Here is a 25303-nt window from a genome sequence, read left to right as displayed (position 1 = left end):
TGAAATTGCTGATGGCGACTAGATAGTCCGCTTGTCGTCCTGGTTCAAGCCGTCGAATTCATTGCGGCCGGTACGCCTCAAAGCTGATCGTCTCGCAACCCTTCGCCGGCGCCTCGCCGTATCGATAGTTGCCTGAGACAACCACATCGATGAAGCCCGCCTCGCGCAGCGCCATGGCGAATTCCTCGACGCCCCACCAGCGCAGGCTGAACAACTCCAGTTCGGTGTCGGCGAGTCTTGTCTCCTTCCACAACTCGTAGCGCAGATGCGTCACTGTCGTCTGCGCGATGTGGTCGATGGAAACCCGCGTGTCGGTCAGCGTCAGCAGGTCGCCGTCCTCGGTGGTCCAGCTGCGCACCCTGCCGCACTCGCCCAGGAACCCGCCGATGGCGTCGAGATCGATCATCAGCCGTCCATCAGGCGCCAAGTGCTCGAAGAACCGCCGCAACACCGATTTGGCAGCGACCACGTCTGTGATCAGCTGGAACGAGCCCAATGGTACGACGATCGCTGCGAAATCGGTGTCATAGCTGAAGCGCTCGAAGGTCTGGCGGCTGAGCCGGCCTTCGAGCGAACACGCTGCGCCGGCCTTGCGGCAGTAACCGAGCATTTCCTCGGACGGATCGAACCCCCTGATGTCGATACCTACCTCGAACATCGGAATGAAGAACCTGCCATTGCCAACGGCGGGTTCCAGAACCGGTCCCGCACAGCTTGAAAGTCGTTCGCGATAATATTCGATGTCGCCGAAAGAGCGGCCGACCGGCTTGTCGAGATTGTAGACCCAGGAGGCAAGCGTTCCGTATCTGTTGTTCATTCGACATCGCCCCACTGACGTTCCGCTACATGCATGATCTTTGGTCCAAGCATGCAGCTGGCGCGCCATAGGACGGATTTGCTTGCCGCGTCCAGTCGCAAGCTTCATCAGCTGGAATGGTTCCACGGAGCCTGTGGCGCAATAACCACGCCTTGCGCCAGGTGTCGGCGGCCCCGTGTCAGGCGCCGGCGAAAAACCCGCTCAGCGCCTTGAGATCGACATTGCCGCCACTGAGCACGATGCCGACACGTTTTCCCGTACAGTCGATAACACCGTTGAGCGCCGCAGCCGCGCCAAGGCAGCCGGTCGGCTCGACGATGATTTTCATCCGTTCGGCGAAGAAGCGCATCGTCGACACCAGCTGTGCATCGCTGACGGTGACGATTTCGTCGACCTTTGCCTGCAGGATCGGGAAGTTGTGGTCGCCGATGAATGTCGTCAGTGCGCCGTCGGCGATCGATCTGGGCGGCGCGATCCGAACCACCTCGCCTTTTTGCAATGACTGCTGACCGTCGTTTCCGGCTTCCGGCTCGACGCCAATGACCCGGCAGTTGGGTGCCAGTGCCTTGGCGCTCAGCGCGCAGCCAGCGAGCAGTCCGCCGCCGCCCAGCGGTGTGATCAGGATGTCGAGTTCCCCGACCTCCTCGAACAGTTCCACGGCCGCCGTTCCCTGGCCGGCGATGATGTCGGGGTGATCGAAGGGGGGCACCAGCGCCATGCCGCGTTCCTCCGAGATGCGCCGCGCGATCGCGTCGCGGTCGTCGCTGTGGCGGTCGAAAAACACCACCTCGGCGCCATAGCTGCGCGTCGCGGCAATCTTAATCTCGGGTGCATCCTTGGGCATGACAATGACCGATGGCGCGCCGAGCAGCGTCGCCGCGTAGGCCAACGCCTGGGCATGGTTCCCCGAAGAATAGGCGACGACGCCCCTCCGCCTGGATTCCGGTGAAAGCGCCGAAACAGCGTTGTAGGCGCCGCGGAACTTGAAGGCCCCCGCCCGCTGCAAATTCTCGGCCTTGAAAAAGAGAGCGCCGCCCGCCTTGGCATTGGCGGTGCGCGAGGTCAGCACCGGCGTGCGATGTGCCTCGCCAGCGATGCGCGAAGCCGCAACCTTGACGTCTTCGAATGTCGGAACGCGCAGCGAAACAGTCATGAGAATCCTCCTTGAGCGCGGCACTCTAGTCGAGGCGAGCTGTTTCAAGAAGCCCGCACGGCGCATCACCGCTTGCGCCAGCGCTTGACTTATCGCCCACATGTTCCCTTTGTGTTCTTATCCATTCTCCGCAGAACACCACGATGGAAAGCGCAGCCACGATCCTGCATGCCGATCTCGACGCCTTCTACGCGTCGGTCGAACAGCTGCTCGACCCCAGCCTGCTGGGCAAGCCCATCGCCGTCGGCAGCGGGGTGGTGCTCGCCGCCTCCTACGAGGCCAAGGCTTTCGGCGTCCACGGCGGCATGCCCGGCCGGCGCGCCCGCGAGCTGTGCCCCGGGCTCATCTTCGTCGGCGGCAACTTCACGGAGTACCAGCGCCTCGGCGACGCCGCGATTGCGGTGCTCGACGACTTCACCCCGCTCGTCGAGCGCATCTCGATTGATGAAGCCTTCGCCGATGTCGCCGGCTGCACCCACCTGTTCGGTCCGCCGGAAGAAATCGCCAGGCAGGTCAGGCACAGGGTCCGCGCCGAGCTCGGCCTGCCGATCTCGGTTGGCGTCGCCCGGACCAAGCACCTCGCCAAGATCGCCTCGCAGGTCGCCAAACCCGACGGACTGGTCGTCGTCGACCCAGGAACTGAGCTCGCCTTCCTGCACGAATTGCCCATCGGGCTGATGTGGGGCGTCGGACCGGCCACCGAAACGCGCCTCACCGACGCCGGCATCACCACCATCGGCCAGTTGGCCGCCGCCAACAGGCATTCGCTGGAACGCCTCCTCGGTACTGCCGTCGGCGAAAAACTGTCGGCACTTGCCTGGAACCGCGATCCGCGGCGGCTCCAGCCGTCCCGCCGTGCCCATTCGGCTGGCGCGCAGTCGGCGCTGGGCATGAAGCCTGCGCGGCCTGATGTCTACGTGCCGGCGCTGCGCCACCTCGCCGACCGCGTCGCTTCGCGCCTCCGGGCCAAGTCACGCCCGGGGCGCACGATCACCGTCCGCGTCCGCTTTGCCGACATGCGCGCGGTGACACGGTCGATCACGCTTGACGCCCCGATCTCTGCTACCTCGATGATAGCGGAGATCGCCGAAGAACTGGTACGCGGTGTACTTGCCCAATATCCGGGCGAGCGCAGCATCTCGCTGCTGGCGATCTCGGTCTCGCATCTCGAACAACACGCCGGCCTGCAGCTCGAGTTGCCGCTTGATCTCGCCGACGAACGACACCGGCCAGGCACCCTCAAGGGCCAGGCACGCTGGGACGCCGACCGGGCCATGGACATTATCCGCGAACGTTTCGGCTGGGGTGCCGTCGGCTATGCCTCGAATCGCCCTTGGGCGCGCCGGCTCGGTGCCCGATGCCTTCCGCGAACTGGCCGAAAAGGAGTTGTGAGCCTCAGCCCTGGTACAGCGGAATGTCGCCTCGCGCCCAGCCTTCGCTGATCTCCACCGAGCGGTCGACGAATTTTCCGGCTTCAATCGCGGCGCGGATCTCGCCCATCAGCTGCTGGTAGTAGGACAGGTTGTTCCAGGTCAAAAGCATCGCGCCCAAAGACTCGCCCGACTTGATCAGGTGATGGAGGTAGGCGCGGCTATAGTCGCGCGCCGCCGGGCAATCGCTCTCTTCATCGAGCGGACGCGGATCGTCGGCGTGGCGCGCATTGCGCAGGTTGACCTTGCCGCGCCTTGTATAGGCGAGGCCATGGCGGCCGGCGCGCGTCGGCATCACGCAGTCGAACATGTCGATGCCACGCGCCACAGACTTGACGATGTCGTCGGGCGTCCCGACACCCATCAAATAGCGTGGCTTTTCCTGAGGTAGTTCTGGACAGGTGATGTCGAGCATGTCGAGCATCACATCCTGCGGCTCGCCGACGGCAAGGCCGCCCACCGCGTAGCCCTTGAGGTCGAGCGCCTTCAGCGCCTGTGCGGAACGCACGCGCATGTCGGGAATGTCACCGCCCTGGACGATGCCGAACATCGCCTTTCCCGGCTGGTCGCCGAAGGCCGTCTTGCAGCGCTCGGCCCAGCGCAGCGACAGCTCCATGGCGCGCTGGATTTCCTTCGGCGTCGACGGCAGTGCGGTGCATTCGTCGAGCTGCATCTGGATGTCGGAATCGAGCAACCCCTGGATCTCGATCGAACGCTCCGGCGACATCTCATAGGCAGCACCGTCGATATGCGAACGGAAGGTCACGCCCTTTTCGCTGAGCTTGCGCAGCTTCGACAGCGACATCACCTGGAAACCACCTGAGTCAGTCAGGATCGGGTGTGGCCAGCGGGCGAACTCATGCAGGCCGCCAAGTCGTGCCACGCGCTCGGCACCGGGGCGCAGCATCAAATGATAGGTGTTGCCCAGAATGATGTCGGCGCCAACGCCACGTACCTGGTCCATGTACATCGCCTTGACCGTGCCGCCGGTGCCGACCGGCATAAAGGCCGGCGTGCGGATGGTGCCGCGCGGCATGGTGATCTCGCCGCGCCGCGCCTTGCCGTCGGTGGCAAGGACGTTGAATGTGAATTCTTCGCTCATCGGTCGTTCCTGAACAGCAGGCTGGCGTCGCCATAAGAGTAGAAGCGGTAGCCGCTGGAAATAGCGTGCGCGTAAACGCCCTGCATGCGCTCCAGCCCGGCAAAGGCTGAAACCAGCATGAACAGCGTTGAGCGCGGCAGGTGGAAATTGGTCATCAGCGCGTCGACGAACCTGAAGCGGTAGCCGGGCGTGATGAAGATGTCGGTCGGCCCCGACCAGGCAACGATGCTGCCGTCAGCGCGCGCTGCACTTTCCATCAGCCTGAGTGACGTGGTGCCGACGGCAACGATGCGGCTGCCCCGCGCCTTGGCGGCATTCAGCGCCCGCGCCGTCTCCTCGGAGACATGGCCGATCTCCGAATGCATCTTGTGCTCGGCGGTGTCGTCGGCCTTGACCGGCAGGAAGGTGCCCGCACCGACATGCAGCGTCACGAACTGCTTCTCGACGCCCTTGCCCTCGAGTGCCGCAAACAGCTCAGGCGTGAAATGCAAGCCGGCGGTAGGGGCGGCAACGGCGCCCTCTTCCCGGGCATATACGGTCTGGTAGTCCTCGCGGTCGCGCGCGTCGTCGGCGCGTTTGGAAGCGATATAGGGCGGCAGGGGGATATGCCCCACCACATGCAGCGCTTCGTCGAGCGCCGCACCGGAAAAGTCAAACGCGAGCAGTGCTTCGCCGCCCTCGCCTTTTTCCACCACTGTCGCGTCGAGCTGGCCCAGCATGCACGCCTCGGCGCTGTGGCCGAACTGGATGCGGTCGCCAACAGCGACCCGCTTGCCCGGCCGCATGAAGGCGAGCCAGCGATCAGGCGCGGTGCGCATGTGCAGCGTCGCATCGACATGCGCTACCGCCTCGCCGCGAACGCGAACCCCCTTGAGCTGGGCCGGGATGACGCGCGTATCGTTGAGCACCAGCACATCGCCGGGATTCAGCAGCGACGGCAGGTCGTGCACCGACAGATCGGCCAACGCTTCACCCGGGCGAACGGTCAGCAGCCGCGCCGTATCGCGCGGTTCGGCCGGACGCAGCGCGATGCGCTCTTCCGGCAGGTCGAAATCGAAAAGGTCTACACGCATCAGTAGATACGGATCATCAGGGCGCCGGCAAGCAGCAGCACGGCGCCGATGATGCGGCCCATGGAAATCTCGCGCACGGCAACACCCAGTATGCCGGCCTTGTCGACAAGCATGCCGGCCAGCAACTGGCCCGCCACCAGGAAGGCCATCAGGGCCGCCGCACCGATGCGCGGGGTCAACAGCACCGTGGAGGTGACATAGACCGCCCCCAGCATGCCACCGACCACGAACAGCCACGGCGCGGGCGCCTTCCAGTCGATGACCAGCCCTTGCGTACGCGTAGTAAGCAAAGTGATCACGCCGAGCACGATCGCGCCAGAAAGAAACGAAATCGCAGCCGCCGCGACGGGCACACCGAGCCCGCGCGCCAGCTGCGCATTGATGGGAGCCTGAATGGCAATGAAGGCGCCCGCCAGAACGCCGAGAAGCGACCAGAGAGCGCCTGACATCTGCCTGTTATTCCGCGATGTCGGCCGCGACCTTCAGCGACACGATCTTGTCCGGATCCTGCACCGGCTCGCCGCGCTTGATCTTGTCGACATTGTCCATGCCCTCGATGACCTGGCCCCAGACCGTGTACTGGCGGTTCAGGAAGCCGGCGTCCTCGAAGCAGATGAAGAACTGCGAGTTGGCCGAGTTCGGGTTCTGCGAACGGGCCATCGAGCAGGTGCCGCGACCGTGGTTCATGTTGGAGAACTCGGCCTTGAGGTCCGGCTTGTCCGAACCGCCCATGCCCGCGCGGCTGGGATTGAAGTCCTTGCCACCCGACTTGCCGAACTTGACGTCGCCGGTCTGAGCCATGAAGCCTTCGATGACGCGATGGAAGACAACGCCGTCATAGGCGCCTTCGCGCGCCAGCTCCTTGATGCGACCGACATGGCCGGGCGCCAGGTCTGGCAACAGTTCGATGACCACTTTGCCCTTGGTCGTTTCCATGATCAGCGCGTTTTCGCGGTCCTTGATCTCGGCCATGGTGAAACTCCTTCTTTTCGTTTTCAGTTACTTGGCGTCCGCGGCGATGCGGACCTTGATCATGCGGTCGGGATCGCTGACCGACCCGTTGTTGGCAGCGTCACCCTTCTTGATGGCGTCGACGAGTTCCATTCCGCTCTCGACATCGCCGACGATGGTGTACTGGCCGTCAAGCGAAGACGCGGTGTCGAACATGATGAAGAACTGCGAATTCGCCGAATTCGGATCCTGCGAACGCGCCATACCGACAACGCCGCGCTTGAAATTCTCCTGCGAGAACTCGGCCTGGATGTCGGGCAGCTTCGAGCCGCCCATACCGGCGCGGGCAGCATTGTAGCCGTCCTTCATGTCGCCGAACTCGACGTCGCCGGTCTGCGCCATGAAGCCGCCAATGACGCGGTGAAACGCGACATTGTCATAAGCGCCTTCGCGCACCAGCGTCTTGATCTGGGCGACGTGTTTGGGTGCGAGATCGGGGCGCAGCGCCACCGTCACGTCGCCGCCCTTCAGCGTGATGATCATGGTGTTGTCGGGTTCGGCGGCAATGGCCGCAGTCGAACCGGCCATGAGGCCGGCGAGGACAACGAAGGACGAGGCAAGCTTCCTGAGCTGCATTTTCCGATACTCCGAAATTATTTCGCAAATTTGGCCTTGAGCGCGCCAGCGACCGCCGCCGGCACGAACGGACGGATGTCGCCGCCCATCGAGGCTATCTGGCGGACAAGTGTGGCGGTAATGGTGCGAACCGAAGGGCTGGCGGGCAGGAAAACCGTCTGCAGTTCCGGCGCCATGGTCTCGTTCATGCCCGCCATCTGCATTTCATAGTCGAGGTCTGTGCCATCGCGCAGGCCGCGGATCATGATCGAAGCACCTTCCTTGCGCGCCGCGTCGATCACCAGCCCGTCGAAGGCCACGACCTTGATGCGGCCGCCATCGGTGCCGAACTCCGACTTGGTCGCTTCCTCGATCAGCGCGACGCGTTCCTCGAAGGAAAACAGCGGCTTCTTGCCGGGATGGATACCGATTGCGGCATAGACAACGTCGGCGACGGCCAGTGACGCCTTGAGCACGTCGAGATGGCCGTTGGTGAGCGGGTCAAACGACCCGGCATAGATGGCAATGCGATCAGTCATGGGCTGCTTCTAGAACATCGGCGCCAAAGGTGGAAGCGCACTTTGCCGCCAACTTGGCCCCGAGCGGGCCGGAAATTGGTTTACGAGATGAATGCGAGATGAATGGCAATCTCAGGATCAGTTCAAGCGGATGTGAATAGATAGTCGCTATAACAGATGAAACCAAACGGCACGTCGTCCGTTGTTTCCAGCAGGAGAACAGCGCCATGATGATCATTATGCTCGCCGCGGCCATGACCCTGGCCATGCTTGTCGCCACTGCCTTCAGCCTTCACCAGGAGGCCCACCGCTTGCGCACGAAGGTACAGACCGCGCGCCTCCAGCTTCCCGGCTGGCGCAATCCGCGCGCCCCGCGCTGAACAGTTTCTGCCCCTCCAGGCAAAAGCGGCGCCTCGGCGCCGCTTCCTTCTTTTCCTAAATTCCCCGACTTAACGCCCTGAACATCAACGCTGTTCAGGCATCAGCGAGATCAGCTCTCGCCCGCCGGCGCTTCACCGTTCGAAGCGTCGTCGTTTGAAGCCTCGTCAGCGTCGTCCTCGCCTTGTGGCTCGGAAATCCGCTCGACCGAAACAACCTTCTCGCCGTCGGCGGTGTTGAAGATGGTCACGCCCTTGGTGGCGCGGCTCGCCGTGCGGATGCCGTCGACCGGTACGCGGATCACCTGGCCGCCGTCGGAGACGAGCATGATCTGGTCGTCATTGCCGATCGGGAAGGTCGCCACCAGCTTGCCGATCTCCGCCACCTTCGACACGTCGGTGGCGCGGATACCCTTGCCACCACGATTGGTCAGGCGGAAATCGTAGGACGACGAGCGCTTGCCGTAGCCATATTCGGTGACCGTCAGCACGAACTGCTCATGCTGGGTCAGGAACTGGTAGCGTTCCTCGGAGATATCGGCTTCTTCGCCGACCTCCTCGTTGGTCAGCGCGATGTCCTCGTCCTCGCCCGCAACCACACCGGCGGCCAGTCGCCGCTCGGCGACCGAACGCTTGAGATAGGCGGCGCGCTCGGCCGGGCTCGCCTCGACATGCTCGATGACCGCCATCGAGATGACGCGGTCGCCCTCGCCCATGCTGATGCCGCGCACGCCGACCGAGTTGCGGCTCTGGAACACACGCACGTCGTCGACGCGGAAGCGGATGCACTGGCCGGAATCGGCGGTCAAAAGCACGTCGTCATTGTCGGTGCAGGTTTCAACGCCGAGGATCTCGTCGCCTTCTTCCTCCAGCTTCATGGCGATCTTGCCGTTGCGGTTGACCTGGACGAACTCGCTGAGCTTGTTGCGGCGCACGGTGCCGCGCGTCGTCGCAAACATCACGTCGAGTTCGGCCCAGCTCGCCTCGTCCTCGGGCAGCGGCATGATCGTGGTGATGCGTTCACCCTGTTGCAGCGGCAGCAGGTTGATCAAAGCCTTGCCACGCGACTGCGGATTGCCGATCGGCAGGCGCCAGACCTTTTCCTTGTAGACGATGCCGCGCGACGAGAAGAACAGCACCGGCGTGTGCGTGTTGACCACGAACAGCCGGGTGACGAAATCCTCGTCCTTCGTCGACATGCCCGAGCGGCCCTTGCCGCCGCGGCGCTGCGCCCGGTAGAGCGACAGCGGCACGCGCTTGATGTAACCGGAATGGCTGACGGTGACGACCATGTCCTCGCGCGGGATCAGGTCCTCGTCTTCCATGTCGGAGCCGGCATCGGTGATCTCGGTCCGGCGCGGAACGCCGAATTCGTCGCGCACCGCGACCAGTTCTTCCCTGACGATCTGCTGGATACGGGCCCGCGACGACAGTATCTCGAGATATTCGGTGATCTCGGCACCGATCTTGTTGAGTTCGTCGGAAATTTCGTCACGGCCAAGTGCCGTCAGGCGCTGCAGGCGCAGTTCGAGAATGGCGCGCGCCTGCTCTTCCGACAGGTTGTAGGTACCGTCGTCATTGATGCGGTGGCGCGGATCTTCGATCAGCTGGATCAACGACTCGACGTCGGCCGCCGGCCAGCGCCGCGTCATCAGTTGCTCGCGCGCCGTCTGCGGATCGGGCGCGGTGCGGATCAGCTTGATGACCTCGTCGATGTTGGCGACGGCAATTGCCAGGCCAACCAAAACGTGGGCGCGGTCGCGCACCTTCTTGAGCAGGAACTTGGTGCGCCGGCTGATCACCTCTTCGCGGAAGGACACGAACGCCTTCAGCATGTCGAGCAGCGTCAGCAGCTCCGGCTTGCCGCCATTGAGCGCCACCATGTTGGCGCCGAACGAGGTCTGCAGCGGCGTGAAGCGATAAAGCTGGTTGAGGATGACCTCGGCGTTGGCATCGCGCTTGAGCTCGATGACGACGCGGTAGCCCTGGCGGTCGCTTTCGTCGCGAATGTCGGAGATACCTTCGATGCGCTTGTCGCGCACCAGCTCGGCCATCTTCTCGATCATCGTCGCCTTGTTCACCTGAAACGGAACTTCGGTGATGATGATCGCTTCGCGGTCGCCGCGGCTCTGCTCGATGTTGACCTTGCCGCGCATCATGACGGAACCGCGGCCGGTCGAATAGGCATTGTAGATGCCCGAGCGCCCCAGGATCAGGCCGCCGGTCGGGAAGTCCGGCCCGGGAATGATCTCCATCAGATCAGGCAGGTCGATACCAGGATTTTCCATGACGGCGATAGCGCCGTTGCAGATCTCGACGAGATTGTGCGGCGGAATGTTGGTCGCCATGCCGACGGCGATGCCGCCGGCACCATTGACCAGCAATGCCGGGAAGCGCGCCGGCAGGACGCGCGGCTCCTGGCCCGACGCGTCATAGGTGTCCTGGAAATCGACGGTGTCCTTGTCGATATCCTCAAGCAGTTCGTGCGCGACCTTGGTCAGGCGCGCTTCGGTGTAGCGCATTGCCGCGGGCGGATCGCCATCGATCGAGCCGAAATTGCCCTGTCCGTCGATCAGCGGCACGCTCATCGACCAGTCCTGCGCCATGCGCACCAAGGCATCGTAGATCGAGGCGTCACCGTGCGGGTGATATTTACCCATCACGTCGGCGACGGGGCGCGCCGACTTCACATATTTCCGGTTCCAGTGGTAGCCGCTCTCATGCGAGGCAAAGAGGATGCGCCGATGCACCGGCTTCATACCGTCGCGCACGTCGGGCAGCGCGCGGCTCACGATCACGCTCATGGCGTAGTCGAGATAGGAGCGCTGCATCTCCTCGATGATGGAAATCGGCTCGATGCCGGAGGGACCGTCAGGTCCGCGCGGTGATTTCTGGTCGGTCAACTCTGATCACACATGTTGGGAATCATTTGCTCCTTATATAGGAACAGCCCGCAATTGACCAATTTTGGGAGCGCTTTTCCAACGCTGATTTTTCACTAGATATCAACAGGATAGGCGCCACCACCTGATCCGCGACAGTCTGTCCGTCAGCTCTGCTGCCGTCCGCAGGCGCATCGCACAGCAATCATGAGCAAGGGCTCTGGCATTGCCGGCCGCCTCGGGTTAGCCTGCATCCGCCGGGGAGACATCGGATGCCGTTTTTCGACAGTGTTTTCAATGCCTTCGTCACCATTCTCGTGACCATCGATCCGCCGGGCCTGGCGCCGCTGTTTCTTGCCGTCACCCGCGGCATGAACCGCGAGCAGCGCCTCCAGGTATCGATGCGCGCCAGCATCATCGCCTTCATCGTGCTGGCCGTCTTTGCGGTTGCGGGTGCGGCCATCCTCACCGTCTTCGGCATCACGCTGCCGGCCTTCCGTGTCGCCGGCGGGTTCCTGCTGTTCTTCATCGCCTTCGAGATGGTTTTCGAGAAGCGCCAGGACCGCAAGGAGAAGATCTCCGATGTCGCGATCACCCGCGACCACATCCACAACATCGCCGCCTTCCCGCTTGCCATTCCGCTGATCGCCGGCCCCGGCGCCATCTCGGCGACGGTGCTTTTGTCGGGCTCGTTCCAGGGCTTGGCCGGACAGGCGGCACTGGTGCTGATCATCCTGGCATGCCTCGCGCTGACCTACCTGGTGTTCATCCTGGCCGAGCGCATCGACCAGTTCCTGGGCCAGACCGGCCGCTCGATCCTCACCCGCCTGCTCGGCGTCATCCTCGCCGCCCTTGCCGTCCAGTTCGTCGCCGACGGCATCAAGGCGCTGATGGCAATGTGAACTGCACGCGAACGCGCAAGCTGACGCCGGATGATCGAGCAAGAAGCAGTCGACCACGACGCGTGGAGCTTGGCATCCAACCGAGCTGGCGAGGCGCCTGGCTGGCCCATCGAGGTCGTGGTGTGTCGTCGGCGGTTGGGCGCTTGACCTGTGGCACGGCAAGCAGACCTGCGAACACGACGACCTTGAGTCCACAGGCTCCGCGACGACCAGATCACCGAGACCCTCCGGCAGCGATTTCGCAGATTTGGCGCCAGCACCTCGAGGAACGACGCTGCCGCGCCGGACATGTTTGAAACAATGCCTCGGCATCTGCCATCCAGTCCATGAATGGGCAGGCAGGCTCTGACCGCCTTCGCCGAATTGCGTTTCGGCGGACTTTCTTGGGAACCACAGATACCCCAAGCAAGCCTAGCCTACTGCTTGAAGCAGTGCTCTCGATGCCATTGCAGGAAGTTTGGATGGGGACGGTCGGACAAGCGCTGCGGGCCGATCGCTTGGCCGGTGCGATTGACGATGCCCTGGATGCCATCGGGATCGTTCACTTGCCGCGAAATCAGAATTTCGAGATCATCGGAAAGGCTGATGAGCCCCCTGTCAAACATCCAGTGCGCTGTCCCTGAGAGCGCGATACCGTTGTTGATGATGTCCGGCCCGTTTGCCTCGACAGGTCGATATGGGCTGCCGCCACTTCCGCTCGTCCGCCACCGTTGATGAGCTTCAATCCAGTGACCGCACAGCGCTCATCATAGGCGCGCAGGACGATCTTCCGGAAGACGCGGTCGCGTACAATGCGGGACGTCAAGAACTGAGCTCGCTCGCGGCTCTCTTCAAACTCGAAAGGCGCCTGTTCCTCGAAGAAGCCGGTGACCGGCAATACTGGATCGACTCTTGGCAGCAACGGGCTCGGCTGATCCAGCCCCAGAGTAACGATCCGACTGAAGTCGCTTGCTGAAAGTGGCCTCACCGCCGCTTGGGCGCGGCCGGAAATTCGTCCATCTTCATTGAGAACCCCACGTTCGACCACGCCATTAGCGCCGCTGAACGGGACAGGACTCGCAAAATCGAGATAAGTGCCAGGTTCGACAAGCGCGAGAAACATGCCCTTCGAGCCGGGATCCGGGATGACCCGCTGCACCTTGGCAACAGCGAAGTATCCGCGTGTTTCGGTGACTTTGCGCGGCTCGTAATAAATAATCCAGTCGCCGACGCAGCCTTGGACCCTGCCCAGATACTGGGCTGGAAATTGATACCGTTCAGCCGGACTGTCGTCGTAAATCGAATCCGACCGGTGAATGAAGACCCCGTACCCCATTCGCCTTAGTAACGCGAAGCAGCAAGATTCGCGAGCACAGTTGCTCGCGAAATCGAGTGGTCAACTTGTCTATTCTTTGTCGCCTCGCCTCAGCGAAGCTGCCGCCAAAATCAGCCGCATCTCTGGCTGCACTTTCCGTGCAACCTGCATGGCGTAAATCACGCCATGCATACCTTCGCCACAGCTTCGGGACAGGCTTTTTGCTGCGTCAGGCCCCCAAACTGTTAAGCCGGCATTCGCCGATATCGCCGCTCTGTTTCGATCAGAACGGGATTTCGTCGTCGAGGTCGCGCGAACCGCCACCACCCATGCCGCCACCGCCGCCCTGGCCGCCGCTGCGGCCACCACCGCCACCCGAGCCACCACGGCCACCGCCATAGCTGTCGGTCGGGCTCGACTGGCCGAAGTCGGAACGACCACCGCCACCGCCATATCCACCACCGCCCTGGCCACCACCATAGCCGACCTGGCCACCGCCGCCGCTATAGCCGGCGTCGCCACCCTGGCCGCGCGCGTCGAGCATCTGCAACTCGCCACGGAACTTCTGCAGCACGATTTCGGTGGTGTAGCGCTCGATGCCGTCCTTTTCCCACTTGCGGGTCTGGAGCTGGCCTTCGATGTAAACCTTCATGCCCTTCTTGAGGTACTGCTCGGCGACCTTGGCCAGATTGTCGTTGAAGATGACGACCTGATGCCACTCGGTCTTTTCCTTGCGCTCGCCCGAATTCTTGTCGCGCCAGCTTTCCGAAGTCGCGATCCTCAGGTTGACGACCGGTTCACCCGAGTTGAGCCGGCGAATCTCGGGGTCAGCGCCCAGATTACCGACCAGAATGACCTTGTTGACGCTACCTGCCATGACACCGCTCCGCGCTCGTCCGAAACCAAATTCCAGAAAAATATGAGGGCGCACACTAGCCCATGGCACCCTCCGCCCGCGCCCCCTGCCGGCGGAAAACCTCGTTCCGTCCACAAGACATTTTTTGTTCTTATTTTGTTCTATCGTCAATCGCGGCAGTTGGCAAGAGGTTGTCATGCCAAATGCCAGCGGGCCGCCCTTTCGGGCAGCCCGCTGGGTTTTGACGTCGGCAGTGCAGCTTACGCCTCGCCCTGCATGCGATCTTTGAAGAAATCGAGATGCTTGCGCTGCGCCTCGATCATCGTCTCGCGGTAGATGCCGTAGATCACGTCGGTGTCGTGCAGTGTCACACCCTCGATGGTCGGCGAGGCAAAAGTCGGCAGCTCGATGCCACGGTCGGCCAACTTCTGCGCTGTGCGCGCGATCAATTCGTGAGTCATGATCATGGCCAGCACCGTCGACGAGCCGGCCACGGGCCGGCTCCACCCCTCCACCGGCACGATCGCGTCCTCGATCGGCGAGGTCGTGTCGATGACGATGTCGGCAGCGTCCGCCAGGCGCTTGCCGGAGGAATGGCTCGCCGGCTTGTCGAGATTGTTCTTGCTGGTGATGGCGACGACGAACAGCCCGCGCTTCCTGGCATAAAGGGCGGCATCGATGCCCGAGGCATTGCGGCCGCTATGGCCGAAGATGATGATGGAATCGCCCGGGTTGAGCGGCTGGTGGTCGAGGAACTTTTCGGCGTATTTCTCGGTGCGCTCAAGCCACAGAAGCTCGCGGACACCGCCGGAGCCGAGCACGTTGTGCCACATCACCCGCGGGTCGGTCAGCGGGTTGAAGCCGACATAGGAGCCGTAGCGCGGAAACGCCTCCTGGCACGGCAGCACCGAATGGCCCGAGCCATACAGATGCACCAAGCCCTTGTTGGCGAGCGTCTCGGCCAGTCGCGCCGATACGGCCTCGAACGCCGCTTCGTTGGCGTTCGCCGCGCCGTCGATGAGCTTGGCCAGCCGGCTGATGTAGGAAGTCGTCATGGAAAAAGACCTTTCGGTTGTCAGATTGTCAGATGTCGCTTGTCAGAGATGGAGAACGGAACGGATTTCGTAGCGGTCGCCGCGCATGGTCGAGACGGTGAATTCGAACGGGCCAGAGCGGTCGAAGGCGATACGCTCGACCATGAAAGCAGGGCTGCCGGCTGGCAGCTGGATCAGTGCGGCATCCTCGGCCTTGACCTCACCGATGCGGTAGATCTCGCGCGCCTCCTGGGGCACGATGCCGTAGCTGGCCTTCAACGTCTCGTAGAGCGAGGAGACGCCTGCCGCCGTCTCCAGCAGGCCCGGCACGCGTGCCGCCGGCAGATGCGCGGTCTGAATGCCGATCGGCTGGTCGTTGCCGAGCCTGAGACGACGCAGCCGCAGCACTGATGTCCCTTCCTCGATCTCCAGTGCGCCGGCGACCTGGGCGTCGGCCGGAATGATGCGGGCATCGAGCAGCCGCGTGCCCAGATTGAGGCCGAGATTTGCCATCTCCTGGGTGAAGCTGGTCAGCCCGCGCACGCCGGCAATGACAGTTGGGCTGCGCACGAAGGTGCCGCGCCCGTGCTCGCGGCTGAGCAGGCCGGAATCCTCGAGGTTGCGCAGCGCGTGGCGTACCGTGATGCGGCTGACCCCGAGCAGGTCGCACAGCCGCTCTTCGTTGGGGATCTGCGCGCCCGTCGCCCATTCGCCCGATGAGATCAGCGTCCGCATCGCCTGCTCGGCCTGGTGCCACAGCGGTTCTGGCCGGCTGCGGTTGGGTTTTGCGAAAGTTCCACTCATCGGATTTCGTCCCATTGTTGGCCTCGCGCCCCGGCGAATGCCGCGCCCACGAGGCTGGCGTCCTTGCCGAAGGCGCCTGCTTCGATGCGCACGCCCCTGAGATGCGGCGGCAGTTGCCGTTCCATTGCGTGTCTTACCATCGGCACCAGCACGTCGGCGGCTTCCGCCACGCCGCCGGCCAGGATCACCGCCTGCGGATCGAGCAGCGCCACGGCGGTTGCCAGGCTCACGCCCAGCGCCTTCGCCGGCCGCGCCAATGCATCAATCGCATCCGTATTTCCCGCACGCGCGGCCGCCACCACCCCGCGTCCGTCACTGAACCCTGCCATCCGCCCGATGGCATCGAGCGCCCTGCCCGCTGCCTGCCGCTCCAGCCAACCATCGCGGTCGTGGCCGGGATCGTCGAGATCGGCACAGGCCCAGCCGAACGAGCAGGCAGCACCTTGTCCGCCACGCACGATGCGCGAACCCGACAGCACCGCCGAGCCGACGCCGGTGCCGATCGCCACCAGGATCGCATCCGACAGACCCTTGGCCGCGCCCGCCGATGCCTCGGCCAGCAGCGCCAGCTGGGCATCCTGCCCAAGGCCGATTGCGAGATCAGGCAACACTTCGGACAGGTCGATCCCGTCGAGCCACGGCAGGTTGGGTATCCATAGGCAGCGCGCGCCGCGCGCCGTGCCCGGCACCGAGATACCGAGCCGCGTCGCTCCGTGCGCCCGGGCCAGCCGGGCGACCGTCGTGCGAAGATCATCCAGTCCCGCCGGTGCCGGCCAGGCACCGATGTGCTCCACGGCAGCGGGTGCGGTCGAAAGCCCTGCCCGCAATTGCGTGCCACCGAGGTCGATGGCCAGAACCTTGCTCATCCCTTCACTCCGGAGCTGACAATGGAGTCGACGAAGAAGCGCTGCAGGAACACGAACAGCACCAGCGGCGGCAGCACGGCCAGCGTAGCGCCCGCCATGACAAGATTGGTGTTCGTCGCGCCCCTGTTGTAGCTCAACAGCCGGCTGAGGCTGATGACGATGGGGTATTGGTCGGCATTGCCCTGCAGCACCGTCAGCGGCCAGAGATAGCTGTTCCAGTGATAGACGAAGGCAAACAGCGCCAGCGCCGCCACGGCCGGCGTCACCAGGGGGGCCACGATGACGAACAGGATGCGCATCTCCGAGGCGCCGTCCATGCGCGCCGCATCGATCAGGTCGTCGGGCACGCCTGCAATGAACTGCCGCATCAGGAAGATGCCAAAGGCGTTGGCCAGATTCGGCAGGATGACGCCGGCGAGGCTTCCGTCGAGCCCGATCGAACCGATCATCCGGTACAGCGGGATCAGCGTCACGATCGGCGGCAGGAACATGGTCGCGATCAGCAGCGCAAACAATGCGTCACGGCAGCGAAAGCGGTGCTTGGCAAAAGCGTAGCCGGCCATCAGGCTGGTGACGATGATGCCGGCGGTGGTAACAGTGGCAATGACGGCGGAATTCAGCATCGAGCGGCCGACATTGATCACGCCGGAGACCTTGCCGAAGGCTTCGAGGCTCGGGCTCTCGGGCAGCCATACCGGCGGCACCTGCATGGTCTCGGCCGGCGTCTTCAGGCTCGACAGCACCATCCACACCAGCGGAAAGGCCGAGGCGACAGCCACCACGAGCATCAGCAGTGCCATGGCATAGTCGCCCCCGCTCGGGCGCGGCCTGAAGAAAAACAAGCCGCGGCGCGGCCGCCACTCGCCAACCGCGCTCATTCGTCGTCTCCCTTCCGGGCAAATGAAAACAGCGCGAAGATCACCACGATCAGCGACAGCATCAGCGTCACTGCCATGGCCGAGCCGAGCCCCCCTGGGCACGTTCGATACCGACGCGGCGGATGTGATAGGTCAGCACATTGGTCGAGCCCACCGGCCCGCCTTGCGTGATCAATGCCACCGGCTCGAACACCTGCACCGCATTGATGATGGCAATCACGGCGCTGAACAGCAACGTCCGGCGCAGCAGCGGCAAGGTGATCGCGGTGAACTGCTGGCGCGCATTCGCCCCATCGATGGTCGCCGCCTCGTAGAGGCTGGTTGGGATCTGCGTCAGCCCGGCCACGACGAGCACGGTGAAATAGCCGACCTGCTGCCAGACATTGAGGAAGACGATGGAAACCAGCGCCGTGCCGGGCGACGACAGCCACGGTTGCGGGCCTATGCCGATCCAGCCAAGCATCTGGTTGATCGGCCCTTCGCTCGGCGAATAGAGCTTCGACCACACCAGGGCGACCGCAATCATCGGCACCATATAGGTCGAAAACAGGATCGTCCTCAGCGCGTTGCCGCCGGCGACGTTGCGCTGGTAGACGAGCAACCCGAGCCCGACCGAAACAGGCAGGATCAGCGCCACCGACATCAGCGTGTAGAGTGCGGTGTTGACAAGCGCGCCCTTGAAGTCGCGCCCGACCGAGGTCGAGCCAAAAATCTCGCGGAAATTGTCGAGCCCGACGAAATCGGCGGTCTGGAACCCGGTCTGCGTCGACCAGTCCTGCAACGACAGCCACATCGTCAGCAGCATCGGCACGAAGATGAAGGCACCGATCAGCGAGACGGCCGGCGTCAGCATCATCCAAACGGAATGTTGGTGGGTTCTGGTCATTTTCACGTCGCGCGCCCGATGGCGCTCTGTCGTTGCTCGGCACGGTCGCCGCTTCGTTCTTCTCCCCGTTCATGGGGAGGTGAGAGGCGGTCCGCGCAGCGGACGAAAAGCCAATTGCTTGGCTTTTCGAGCATCGAACGCCGGCAGGCAGATGAGGGGCAGCGCGTCGGTCTCCAGACGTGGAGCCGCCCGTCATCCGGCCCTTCGGGCCACTCTCTCCCCGTGAACGGGGAGAAAGAAAAACGCGGGCTCGGGCACTACTTCGCAGCCTTCTCCAGGATCGAGGCCGCGTCGGCCTGGGCGTTCGCCTGCGCTTCTGCGGCCGTGACCTTGCCATATTGCAGCGCCTCGATGGTCTGCTGCAGCGATTCCGAGAACTCCTGGCCGCCGAGAACGACCGGAAAAGGCTTGGCGTCGGCCAGGACGCTGACATAACCCGACAGGAACTCGGAGCCGAGCTTGTCCTTGAAGGCTTCGACGTCGGAGCTGCGCGACGGCAGGATGCCCATCGACATCAGGATGTTGGCCATGGCAGAAGCGCCGTTCGGGCCTGACTTCGGGCTGTTCAGCCAAGCGAGGAAATCCCACGCCGCCTTCTGCTCGGCCTCGGCAACCCCGGCATTCACAACGGTCATCCACGAATAGGAGATCGAGCGCGGCTTGTCGCCAGACGGCCCCACAGGGATCGGTGCCGTGGCGATATCGGCGAACTTGTCGGTCATGCCTGCCTTGAGCGCGCTCTCCCACCAATTGGCCATGATGATCATACCGGTCTTGCCGGAAACGAAGTTGTCAAGGAACGGCCCGGTCGTGTTGGCGTCGGCCGTGCCCATGGCCGGGTCGCTCGATCCCGCCTTGATCAGGTCCTCGTAGAGCTGGAAGGTCTCGCCGGCGTTCTTGCTGTCGAGCATCGGCTTGCCGTCCATCACCAGTTCGCCGCCATTGGACACCAGCAGCGACGAGAACGGATGCACAACGCCGGCGGCCCAGCTGTTGATCATGCCGAAACCCTGCTGTCCCGAGTCCTTCCTGCTCAGCTTGGCGGCGGCGTCCTTGAGCTCGTCCCAGGTCTTGGGCGCGGTTGCGATACCGGCGTCCTTGAACAACGCCTTGTTGTAGTTGAGCGCATAGACGTCGATCTCGTTGGGGATGCCGTAGAGAACCCCGCCGACGCTTGCCGCCGTCACCACGCCTGCCGGCCAGCCGCCCTTGACCTCGCCGGCGACAGACTCGGGCGCTGCCGCCACCAGCTTGTCGCGCGCCAGTTCCGGCAGCCACAGGTCGTAGATGCCGGCGATCGTCGCGCCCTGCCCGCCGCCTTGCGAGCGCAGTGTCGTCAAAAGGTCACCGAACGGCACGGCCCGCACCGTCACCGCGACGTCGGGATTGTCCTTGGCAAAGTCCTTGGCCGCCTGCTCAAGCAGCGCCACCGTCTCCGGCGCCCAGTGGGTCAGGTAGGAAATGTTGACTGACTGCGCCAAAACAGTGCTTGGCAACAGGGCAATGCCGGCGGCCAGCGCGCCCTTGATCCACGCGAGTTTCATGAAATCGTCCTCCACATGCGGGGCCATGTTCCCGGCTTCATCCGCGCCAATAGGTTATAACGTCATACTGACCTGTCAAGCAGGCAAATTCGCTTGGCCCCAACGCAAGTCGAGCAGCAGTTCAGGTGGAACGGTCGATTTGGCAGGAGACCGATGGCACCGGCTTGCAGCGCCGGCGGCCATCCGCGAAAAACTACGGTCAGCGCTTCTGACAGGGCCACTACAACTCACCGGGGAGGATCCGTTGATCGCCGCCTATATCGACGAATTCATCATGTTTTGCGCCGGCGCGTGGATGACGGCAGTCGGATTCGGCTATGTCGAGCTGCCGGTGCCGCCCAACCAGCCATGGCTCGCCAACCTCGTGCGTCAGTTCAAATGGATGGGCCCGCTGCTGATGCTGATCGCCATCGTCCTTGGCGTCGCCGCTCCCGCCTAGCAGCGCGTTGCATCAGGCAGGGTCTCCCAAGCAAGTTTTCGCGGTCAAGTTGCCCCAATGTTCAGCGAACGTTCACAAGCGGACAATACCCGTTCAGGTCATCATGGGGCGAGCGGGTGGCGGCTTGACGATGATTGCTGAACATGTTCTTGATTCAGCCCTGGGAGATCTGTTCGAGCTGTCGCTGTGCCGTTCTCGATTTCAACGATCGATCCTCGCTACATCAAGGCGAACCCTGCCTATCTCCGCATGATCGGACGCACATGGGCCGAGATCGAGGGCCAGCCTCTCGGGGCGACCTGCCCTATTCGATCGAATCTGTGCTTCCTGGCAAGTTACCGGACCTTCCCACCCCGACTTGAAACTGATTGCCCGCGACGTGGCGCCACGCCCCCCGACAATCGTCCCGGGCAAATGTCCCATCCCTCACCCCTCCGCCAGCGCCCGCTCTACCGCCGCCTCGGCATGCAGCCTCACCACATCGAAAGCCGGCATCGGATAGGCATCCATCCCCGCCAGCAGCGGCAGTTCGGTGCAAGCGACCACGACGGCTTCCGCGCCGCGCGCGCCAAGGTCGGCCGCAAGTTGCAACAGCACAGCCTTCGACTCCGGCCTGACCACGCCGAGCGTCAGCTCATCGATGATGATGCGGTGCAGCGCCGTGCGCTGCTCGTCCGGCGGAACGATCACCTCGATGCCGAACCGCTTCTGCAGCCGTTCGGCGAAGAATCCCAGTTCCATCGTGTAGCGCGTGCCCAGCAGCCCAACGCGCTTGAGGCCGGCGCCGCGGATCGCCTCGCCGGTCGGGTCGGCGATGTGCAGCAATGGAATGCCGATTGCGCTTTCCACCTGTTCGGCAACGGTGTGCGGCGTCACCGCAGTCAGCATGGCGAAGGCAGCACCCGCCTGTTCCAGGCTGCGTGCCGCATTTGAAACCACCGCCGCGACCTCAGTCCAGTCGCCTTGCGCGGCCAGCCGATTGAGCTCGTCGAAATCGAGCGTAAACATCAGCGAACGGGCGTTGTGATGCCCGCCCATCCGGTCATGCGCCGCCTGGTTGATCAGCCGGTAGTAGAGCACGCTGGATTCCCAGCTCATGCCGCCCAAAAGCCCGATCAGCTTGGTCTGCCTAACAGTCACGGTTGTCTCCCCCGCGGTTCGGCCGCGATGACGTGCCGAATGTCAGGTCGGCATGATCGATCGTTTGTGCAAGGGGAGTTCGGCTAACCTCGCATCACGTGGCGGGCACACCCGAAACAGGCTCACGACAGACAAAACAAAAATATGGCCCCGCCGCTCCCAGGAGCGCACGGGGCCTTGTGTCGGGTTATACCCTTGACTACCGGGAGTGGTTTACCGGCTTGCTCTCTCGGATGCTTCGTGGCGCTCGGCCAACGATCCGACCAATGGTTTCAAATTGTCGTGGGGATCAACAGGTCGGGGTTTGCGTGAGGCTTTTCACTAAGGGAAAGCCAGGCACCTGCGCCTGCTGCGGTTCCGTCCTGTTAGCGGAACCCTTTGGGACTGTCCGGTGGAGTCATGCCTAGCTCCTTCGTCAGTTGCGCCATTTGTTCGCCTGCTGCTCAACTCGCGTGTCTGCGGCGTCTCGCAGACCGACCGTAGCATGGTGAGGAGCCCTCAAGGAGGCTCGGCCTCAGGCGACACCAGCACTCTGCATCCCTGATTCCGCTACGTCAACCACAACATTGTTAGTCGGGAAAAATGTGATCGAAGGCCGGATTCGCAGCCTCGGATTCCAGCCATGCTCCTGCCATAACGTTGTCAGGATGGCGTTCGGCCTTTGTTCTTTTCACTTGCCCCTGCCCGCCAAAGGCGCTTAAACGCATTGGGTTGCCTCTCGACCGGGCGGCGAAAATACCTACATGAGGGGATGGTCGGGCAAACCCGCCACTCCAAGCAATTCCAGATTTGAGGCGGCGGCGCGGCAATGGCCGATCACAAGTACATCTCCATTCGCGGTGCGCGCGAACACAATCTCAAGAACGTCGATCTCGACCTGCCGCGTGACCGGCTGATCGTCATGACCGGCCTGTCCGGCTCGGGAAAATCGTCGCTTGCCTTCGACACCATCTATGCCGAGGGCCAGCGCCGTTACGTCGAGAGCCTGTCGGCTTATGCCCGCCAGTTCCTCGAGATGATGCAGAAGCCCGATGTCGACCAGATCGACGGCCTGTCGCCGGCGATTTCGATCGAGCAGAAGACGACCTCGAAGAACCCGCGCTCGACGGTCGGCACGGTCACCGAAATCTACGACTACATGCGCCTGCTTTTCGCGCGCGTCGGCGTGCCCTATTCGCCCGCTACCGGCCTGCCGATCGAGAGCCAGACGGTGTCGCAGATGGTCGACCGGGTGCTGGCGCTCGACGAAGGCACCCGCCTGTTCATCCTGGCGCCCATCGTCCGCGGCCGTAAGGGCGAATACAAGAAGGAGCTGGCCGAGCTCCAGAAGAAGGGCTTTCAGCGCGTCAAGATCGACGGCGCTTTCTACGAGATCGGCGAAGCACCGGTGCTCGACAAGAAGTACAAGCATGACATCGACGTCGTCGTCGACCGTATCGTCGTCCGTCCCGACCTCGCCACGCGCCTCGCCGACTCGATGGAAACCGCGCTCAAGCTGGCTGAGGGCCTGGCCGTCGCTGAATTCGCCGACAAGCCGCTCGACGCCAGCCAGACCGGCGCGGATTCGGTCAACAAATCCGCTAACGAAACCCACGAACGCATTCTTTTCTCGGAGAAATTCGCCTGTCCGGTGTCGGGATTCACCATCCCCGAGATCGAACCACGGCTGTTCTCCTTCAACAACCCGTTCGGCGCCTGCCCGGCTTGCGACGGCCTCGGCAACCAGCGCGCCATCGACCCGGCGCTGATCGTTCCGGAAGACCACGTGTCGCTGCGCGAGGGTGCTGTGGCGCCTTGGGCCAAGTCGACCTCGCCCTACTACACCCAGACACTGGAAGCGCTCGGCAAGGTCTACGGCTTCAAGATCGGCGACCGCTGGCGCGACCTGACACTGGAGGCACAGGATGCGATCCTGCGCGGCACCGGCGCGAAGGAAATCACCTTCAACTATGACGATGGCCTGCGCTCCTACAAGACGACCAAGACCTTCGAGGGTGTGATCCCCAATCTCGAGCGGCGCTGGAAGGAGACCGAATCCGCCTGGATGCGCGAGGAGATCGAGCGCTTCATGTCGGCAACACCCTGCCCGACCTGTGCCGGCTACCGGCTCAAGCCGGAATCGCTGGCGGTCAAGATCGCCGGCAAGCACATCGGCGAAGTCACCGAACAGTCGATCCGCAAAGCCAATGCCTGGTTCGAGGAACTGCCGGCGTCGCTCAACGACAAGCAGAACGAGATCGCCGTCCGCGTGCTCAAGGAGATCCGCGAGCGCCTGCGTTTCCTTAACGATGTCGGCCTCGAATATCTGACGTTGTCGCGCAACTCCGGCACTTTGTCGGGCGGCGAAAGCCAGCGCATCCGGCTGGCATCGCAGATCGGCTCGGGCCTCACCGGCGTGCTTTACGTGCTCGACGAGCCGTCGATCGGCCTGCACCAGCGCGACAACGCCCGCCTGCTCGACACGCTGCGCCACCTCAGGGACATCGGCAACACCGTCATCGTTGTCGAGCATGACGAGGACGCGATCCTCACCGCCGACTATGTCGTCGACATGGGCCCGGCCGCCGGCATCCATGGCGGCAGCATCATCGCCGAAGGCACGCCGCAGCAGGTCATGGCCAACCCGAACTCGATCACCGGCAAATATTTGTCGGGCGAGCTCGAGATCGCAATACCCGCCCAGCGCCGCGAGCTGAAGAAGAACCGCCGCATCAAGGTGGTCGGCGCGCGCGGCAACAATCTGAAGGACGTCACCGCCGAAATCCCGTTGGGTACCTTCACCGCCGTGACCGGCGTGTCGGGCGGCGGCAAGTCGACCTTCCTGATCGAGACCTTGTTCAAGGCAGCGTCGCGCCGCATCATGGGTTCGCGCGAACATCCAGCCGATCACGACCGCATCGAGGGCCTCGAATTCCTCGACAAGGTCATCGACATCGACCAGTCGCCGATCGGCCGCACGCCGCGCTCCAACCCGGCGACCTACACCGGCGCCTTCACGCCGATCCGCGACTGGTTCGCCGGCCTGCCCGAATCCAAGGCGCGCGGCTATCAGCCCGGCCGCTTCTCCTTCAACGTCAAGGGCGGCCGCTGCGAGGCCTGCCAGGGCGACGGCGTCATCAAGATCGAGATGCACTTCCTGCCCGACGTCTACGTCACCTGCGACGTCTGCCACGGCAAGCGCTACAACCGCGAAACACTCGACGTGCTGTTCAAGGGTAAGTCGATCGCCGACGTGCTCGACATGACGGTCGAGGAAGGCGTCGAGTTCTTCGCCGCCGTGCCCGTGGTGCGCGACAAGCTGATCACGCTCAATCAGGTCGGCCTCGGCTACATCCATATCGGCCAGCAGGCCAACACACTGTCCGGCGGCGAGGCCCAGCGCATCAAGCTCGCCAAGGAGCTGTCGCGCAAGGCCACCGGCAAGACGCTGTACATCCTGGACGAGCCGACCACCGGCCTGCATTTCCACGACGTCGCCAAGCTGCTCGAGGTGCTGCACGAACTTGTCGACCAGGGCAACACGGTGATCGTCATCGAGCACAACCTGGAGGTCATCAAGACCGCCGACTGGGTGCTCGACCTCGGCCCCGAAGGCGGCGACGGCGGCGGCGAACTTGTCGCCTCGGGCCGGCCCGAAGACATCGTCGCCGAACCGCGCAGCTACACCGGCCAGTTCCTCAAGGAGCTTTTGGAGCGTCGCCCCCGCGGCAAGCAGGAGGCGGCGGAGTAGCGATTGGCGCGG

21 protein-coding genes and 3 pseudogenes are annotated in these 25303 nt (G+C 63.5%); 6 read left to right on the top strand and 18 right to left on the bottom strand.

The window, feature by feature from the left end:
* Positions 1-58 precede the first annotated feature (58 nt).
* Together ACHMW7_RS17270 and ACHMW7_RS17265 are read right to left on the bottom strand one after the other, a co-directional pair.
* Positions 59-817 (bottom strand): class I SAM-dependent methyltransferase, encoded by a 759-nt coding sequence (locus ACHMW7_RS17270; RefSeq protein WP_395446831.1) that lies wholly within the window; start codon positions 815-817, stop codon positions 59-61.
* Positions 818-995: 178 nt separating this feature from the next.
* On the bottom strand, positions 996-1970 hold the full coding sequence (locus ACHMW7_RS17265) for a threo-3-hydroxy-L-aspartate ammonia-lyase (protein ID WP_395446830.1): 975 nt from the start codon (positions 1968-1970) through the stop codon (positions 996-998).
* Between the two features lie 143 nt (positions 1971-2113).
* Between ACHMW7_RS17265 and dinB the strand changes: the two are divergent.
* Positions 2114-3362: pseudogene (gene dinB / locus ACHMW7_RS17260) on the top strand (DNA polymerase IV).
* A 3-nt stretch (positions 3363-3365) separates the two neighbouring features.
* Here the strand turns inward: dinB and tgt are convergent.
* The 6 genes from tgt to coaD are packed head-to-tail and all read right to left on the bottom strand — an operon-like array spanning position 3366 to position 7680.
* Positions 3366-4502 (bottom strand): tRNA guanosine(34) transglycosylase Tgt, encoded by a 1137-nt coding sequence (gene tgt / locus ACHMW7_RS17255; RefSeq protein ID WP_395446829.1) that lies wholly within the window; start codon positions 4500-4502, stop codon positions 3366-3368.
* A complete protein-coding gene (queA, locus tag ACHMW7_RS17250) occupies positions 4499-5575 on the bottom strand; it encodes a tRNA preQ1(34) S-adenosylmethionine ribosyltransferase-isomerase QueA (protein ID WP_395446828.1) in 1077 nt (358 codons plus the stop codon). The genes tgt and queA overlap by 4 nt, the downstream gene beginning before the upstream one ends.
* On the bottom strand, positions 5575-6024 hold the full coding sequence (locus tag ACHMW7_RS17245) for a DMT family transporter (protein ID WP_395446827.1): 450 nt from the start codon (positions 6022-6024) through the stop codon (positions 5575-5577). The genes queA and ACHMW7_RS17245 overlap by 1 nt, the downstream gene beginning before the upstream one ends.
* A gap of 7 nt (positions 6025-6031) precedes the next feature.
* Entirely contained in the window at positions 6032-6547 is a 516-nt protein-coding gene (locus ACHMW7_RS17240) for a peptidylprolyl isomerase (protein WP_395446826.1), read from the bottom strand.
* Positions 6548-6574: 27 nt separating this feature from the next.
* On the bottom strand, positions 6575-7162 hold the full coding sequence (locus ACHMW7_RS17235; RefSeq protein ID WP_395446825.1) for a peptidylprolyl isomerase: 588 nt from the start codon (positions 7160-7162) through the stop codon (positions 6575-6577).
* 17 nt (positions 7163-7179) lie between these two features.
* Positions 7180-7680, bottom strand: a complete 501-nt coding sequence (coaD, locus tag ACHMW7_RS17230) for a pantetheine-phosphate adenylyltransferase (RefSeq protein WP_395446824.1) — start codon at positions 7678-7680, stop codon at positions 7180-7182.
* Positions 7681-7886: 206 nt separating this feature from the next.
* Between coaD and ACHMW7_RS17225 the strand changes: the two genes are divergently transcribed.
* Positions 7887-8039: a hypothetical protein gene (locus ACHMW7_RS17225; RefSeq protein WP_395446823.1), complete on the top strand. Its 153-nt coding sequence runs from the start codon at positions 7887-7889 to the stop codon at positions 8037-8039.
* 110 nt (positions 8040-8149) lie between these two features.
* Here the strand turns inward: ACHMW7_RS17225 and gyrA are convergent, their stop codons facing one another.
* A complete protein-coding gene (gene gyrA, locus ACHMW7_RS17220; RefSeq protein ID WP_395446822.1) occupies positions 8150-10939 on the bottom strand; it encodes a DNA gyrase subunit A in 2790 nt (929 codons plus the stop codon).
* Positions 10940-11190: 251 nt separating this feature from the next.
* On the opposite strand from gyrA, the gene ACHMW7_RS17215 reads away from it, so the two are divergent.
* Both ACHMW7_RS17215 and ACHMW7_RS17210 read left to right on the top strand, forming a co-directional pair.
* Positions 11191-11820: a MarC family protein gene (locus ACHMW7_RS17215; RefSeq protein ID WP_184767681.1), complete on the top strand. Its 630-nt coding sequence runs from the start codon at positions 11191-11193 to the stop codon at positions 11818-11820.
* A gap of 30 nt (positions 11821-11850) precedes the next feature.
* Positions 11851-12016: pseudogene (locus ACHMW7_RS17210) on the top strand (amino acid transporter); the annotation flags it as partial.
* Between the two features lie 220 nt (positions 12017-12236).
* On the opposite strand, the pseudogene ACHMW7_RS17205 reads toward ACHMW7_RS17210, so the two are convergent.
* The 8 genes and pseudogenes from ACHMW7_RS17205 to ACHMW7_RS17170 all read right to left on the bottom strand — a co-directional run bounded on the left by ACHMW7_RS17205 (position 12237) and on the right by ACHMW7_RS17170 (position 19982).
* Positions 12237-13135 (bottom strand): annotated as a pseudogene (locus ACHMW7_RS17205) (HNH endonuclease).
* A gap of 262 nt (positions 13136-13397) precedes the next feature.
* Positions 13398-13991 carry a single-stranded DNA-binding protein gene (ssb, locus tag ACHMW7_RS17200; RefSeq protein ID WP_395446821.1) on the bottom strand — a complete coding sequence of 198 codons (594 nt, stop codon included), beginning with the start codon at positions 13989-13991 and terminating at the stop codon, positions 13398-13400.
* A gap of 239 nt (positions 13992-14230) precedes the next feature.
* On the bottom strand, positions 14231-15025 hold the full coding sequence (locus ACHMW7_RS17195; RefSeq protein ID WP_395446820.1) for a sugar isomerase domain-containing protein: 795 nt from the start codon (positions 15023-15025) through the stop codon (positions 14231-14233).
* Positions 15026-15067: 42 nt separating this feature from the next.
* Positions 15068-15808: a GntR family transcriptional regulator gene (locus ACHMW7_RS17190; protein WP_395446819.1), complete on the bottom strand. Its 741-nt coding sequence runs from the start codon at positions 15806-15808 to the stop codon at positions 15068-15070.
* The gene (locus ACHMW7_RS17185) at positions 15805-16674 is read right to left on the bottom strand and encodes an ROK family protein (RefSeq protein ID WP_395446818.1); all 870 of its coding nucleotides are present in this window, start codon (positions 16672-16674) and stop codon (positions 15805-15807) included. The genes ACHMW7_RS17190 and ACHMW7_RS17185 overlap by 4 nt, the downstream gene beginning before the upstream one ends.
* Positions 16671-17552 (bottom strand): carbohydrate ABC transporter permease, encoded by an 882-nt coding sequence (locus ACHMW7_RS17180; protein ID WP_395446817.1) that lies wholly within the window; start codon positions 17550-17552, stop codon positions 16671-16673. The genes ACHMW7_RS17185 and ACHMW7_RS17180 overlap by 4 nt, the downstream gene beginning before the upstream one ends.
* Before the next feature lie 67 nt (positions 17553-17619).
* Complete coding sequence (locus ACHMW7_RS17175; protein ID WP_395446816.1) at positions 17620-18438, bottom strand: carbohydrate ABC transporter permease; 819 nt, start codon at positions 18436-18438, stop codon at positions 17620-17622.
* Between the two features lie 257 nt (positions 18439-18695).
* Positions 18696-19982, bottom strand: a complete 1287-nt coding sequence (locus tag ACHMW7_RS17170) for an ABC transporter substrate-binding protein (protein WP_395446815.1) — start codon at positions 19980-19982, stop codon at positions 18696-18698.
* Positions 19983-20226: 244 nt separating this feature from the next.
* Between ACHMW7_RS17170 and ACHMW7_RS17165 the strand changes: the two genes are divergently transcribed.
* Entirely contained in the window at positions 20227-20421 is a 195-nt protein-coding gene (locus ACHMW7_RS17165) for a hypothetical protein (protein ID WP_395446814.1), read from the top strand.
* Between the two features lie 426 nt (positions 20422-20847).
* On the opposite strand, the gene ACHMW7_RS17160 is transcribed toward ACHMW7_RS17165, so the two are convergent.
* Positions 20848-21561, bottom strand: a complete 714-nt coding sequence (locus ACHMW7_RS17160) for an aspartate/glutamate racemase family protein (RefSeq protein WP_395446813.1) — start codon at positions 21559-21561, stop codon at positions 20848-20850.
* Between the two features lie 808 nt (positions 21562-22369).
* Here ACHMW7_RS17160 and uvrA point away from each other — a divergent pair.
* A complete protein-coding gene (gene uvrA, locus ACHMW7_RS17155; RefSeq protein ID WP_395446812.1) occupies positions 22370-25291 on the top strand; it encodes an excinuclease ABC subunit UvrA in 2922 nt (973 codons plus the stop codon).
* Positions 25292-25303 lie beyond the last annotated feature (12 nt).

The sequence above is a fragment of the Aminobacter sp. UC22_36 genome, assembly GCF_044056035.1.
Taxonomy (GTDB): Bacteria; Pseudomonadota; Alphaproteobacteria; order Rhizobiales; family Rhizobiaceae; genus Aminobacter.
The sequence above is the reverse complement of the archived record's forward strand: the minus strand, read 5'-3'. Positions and strand labels throughout refer to the sequence as shown.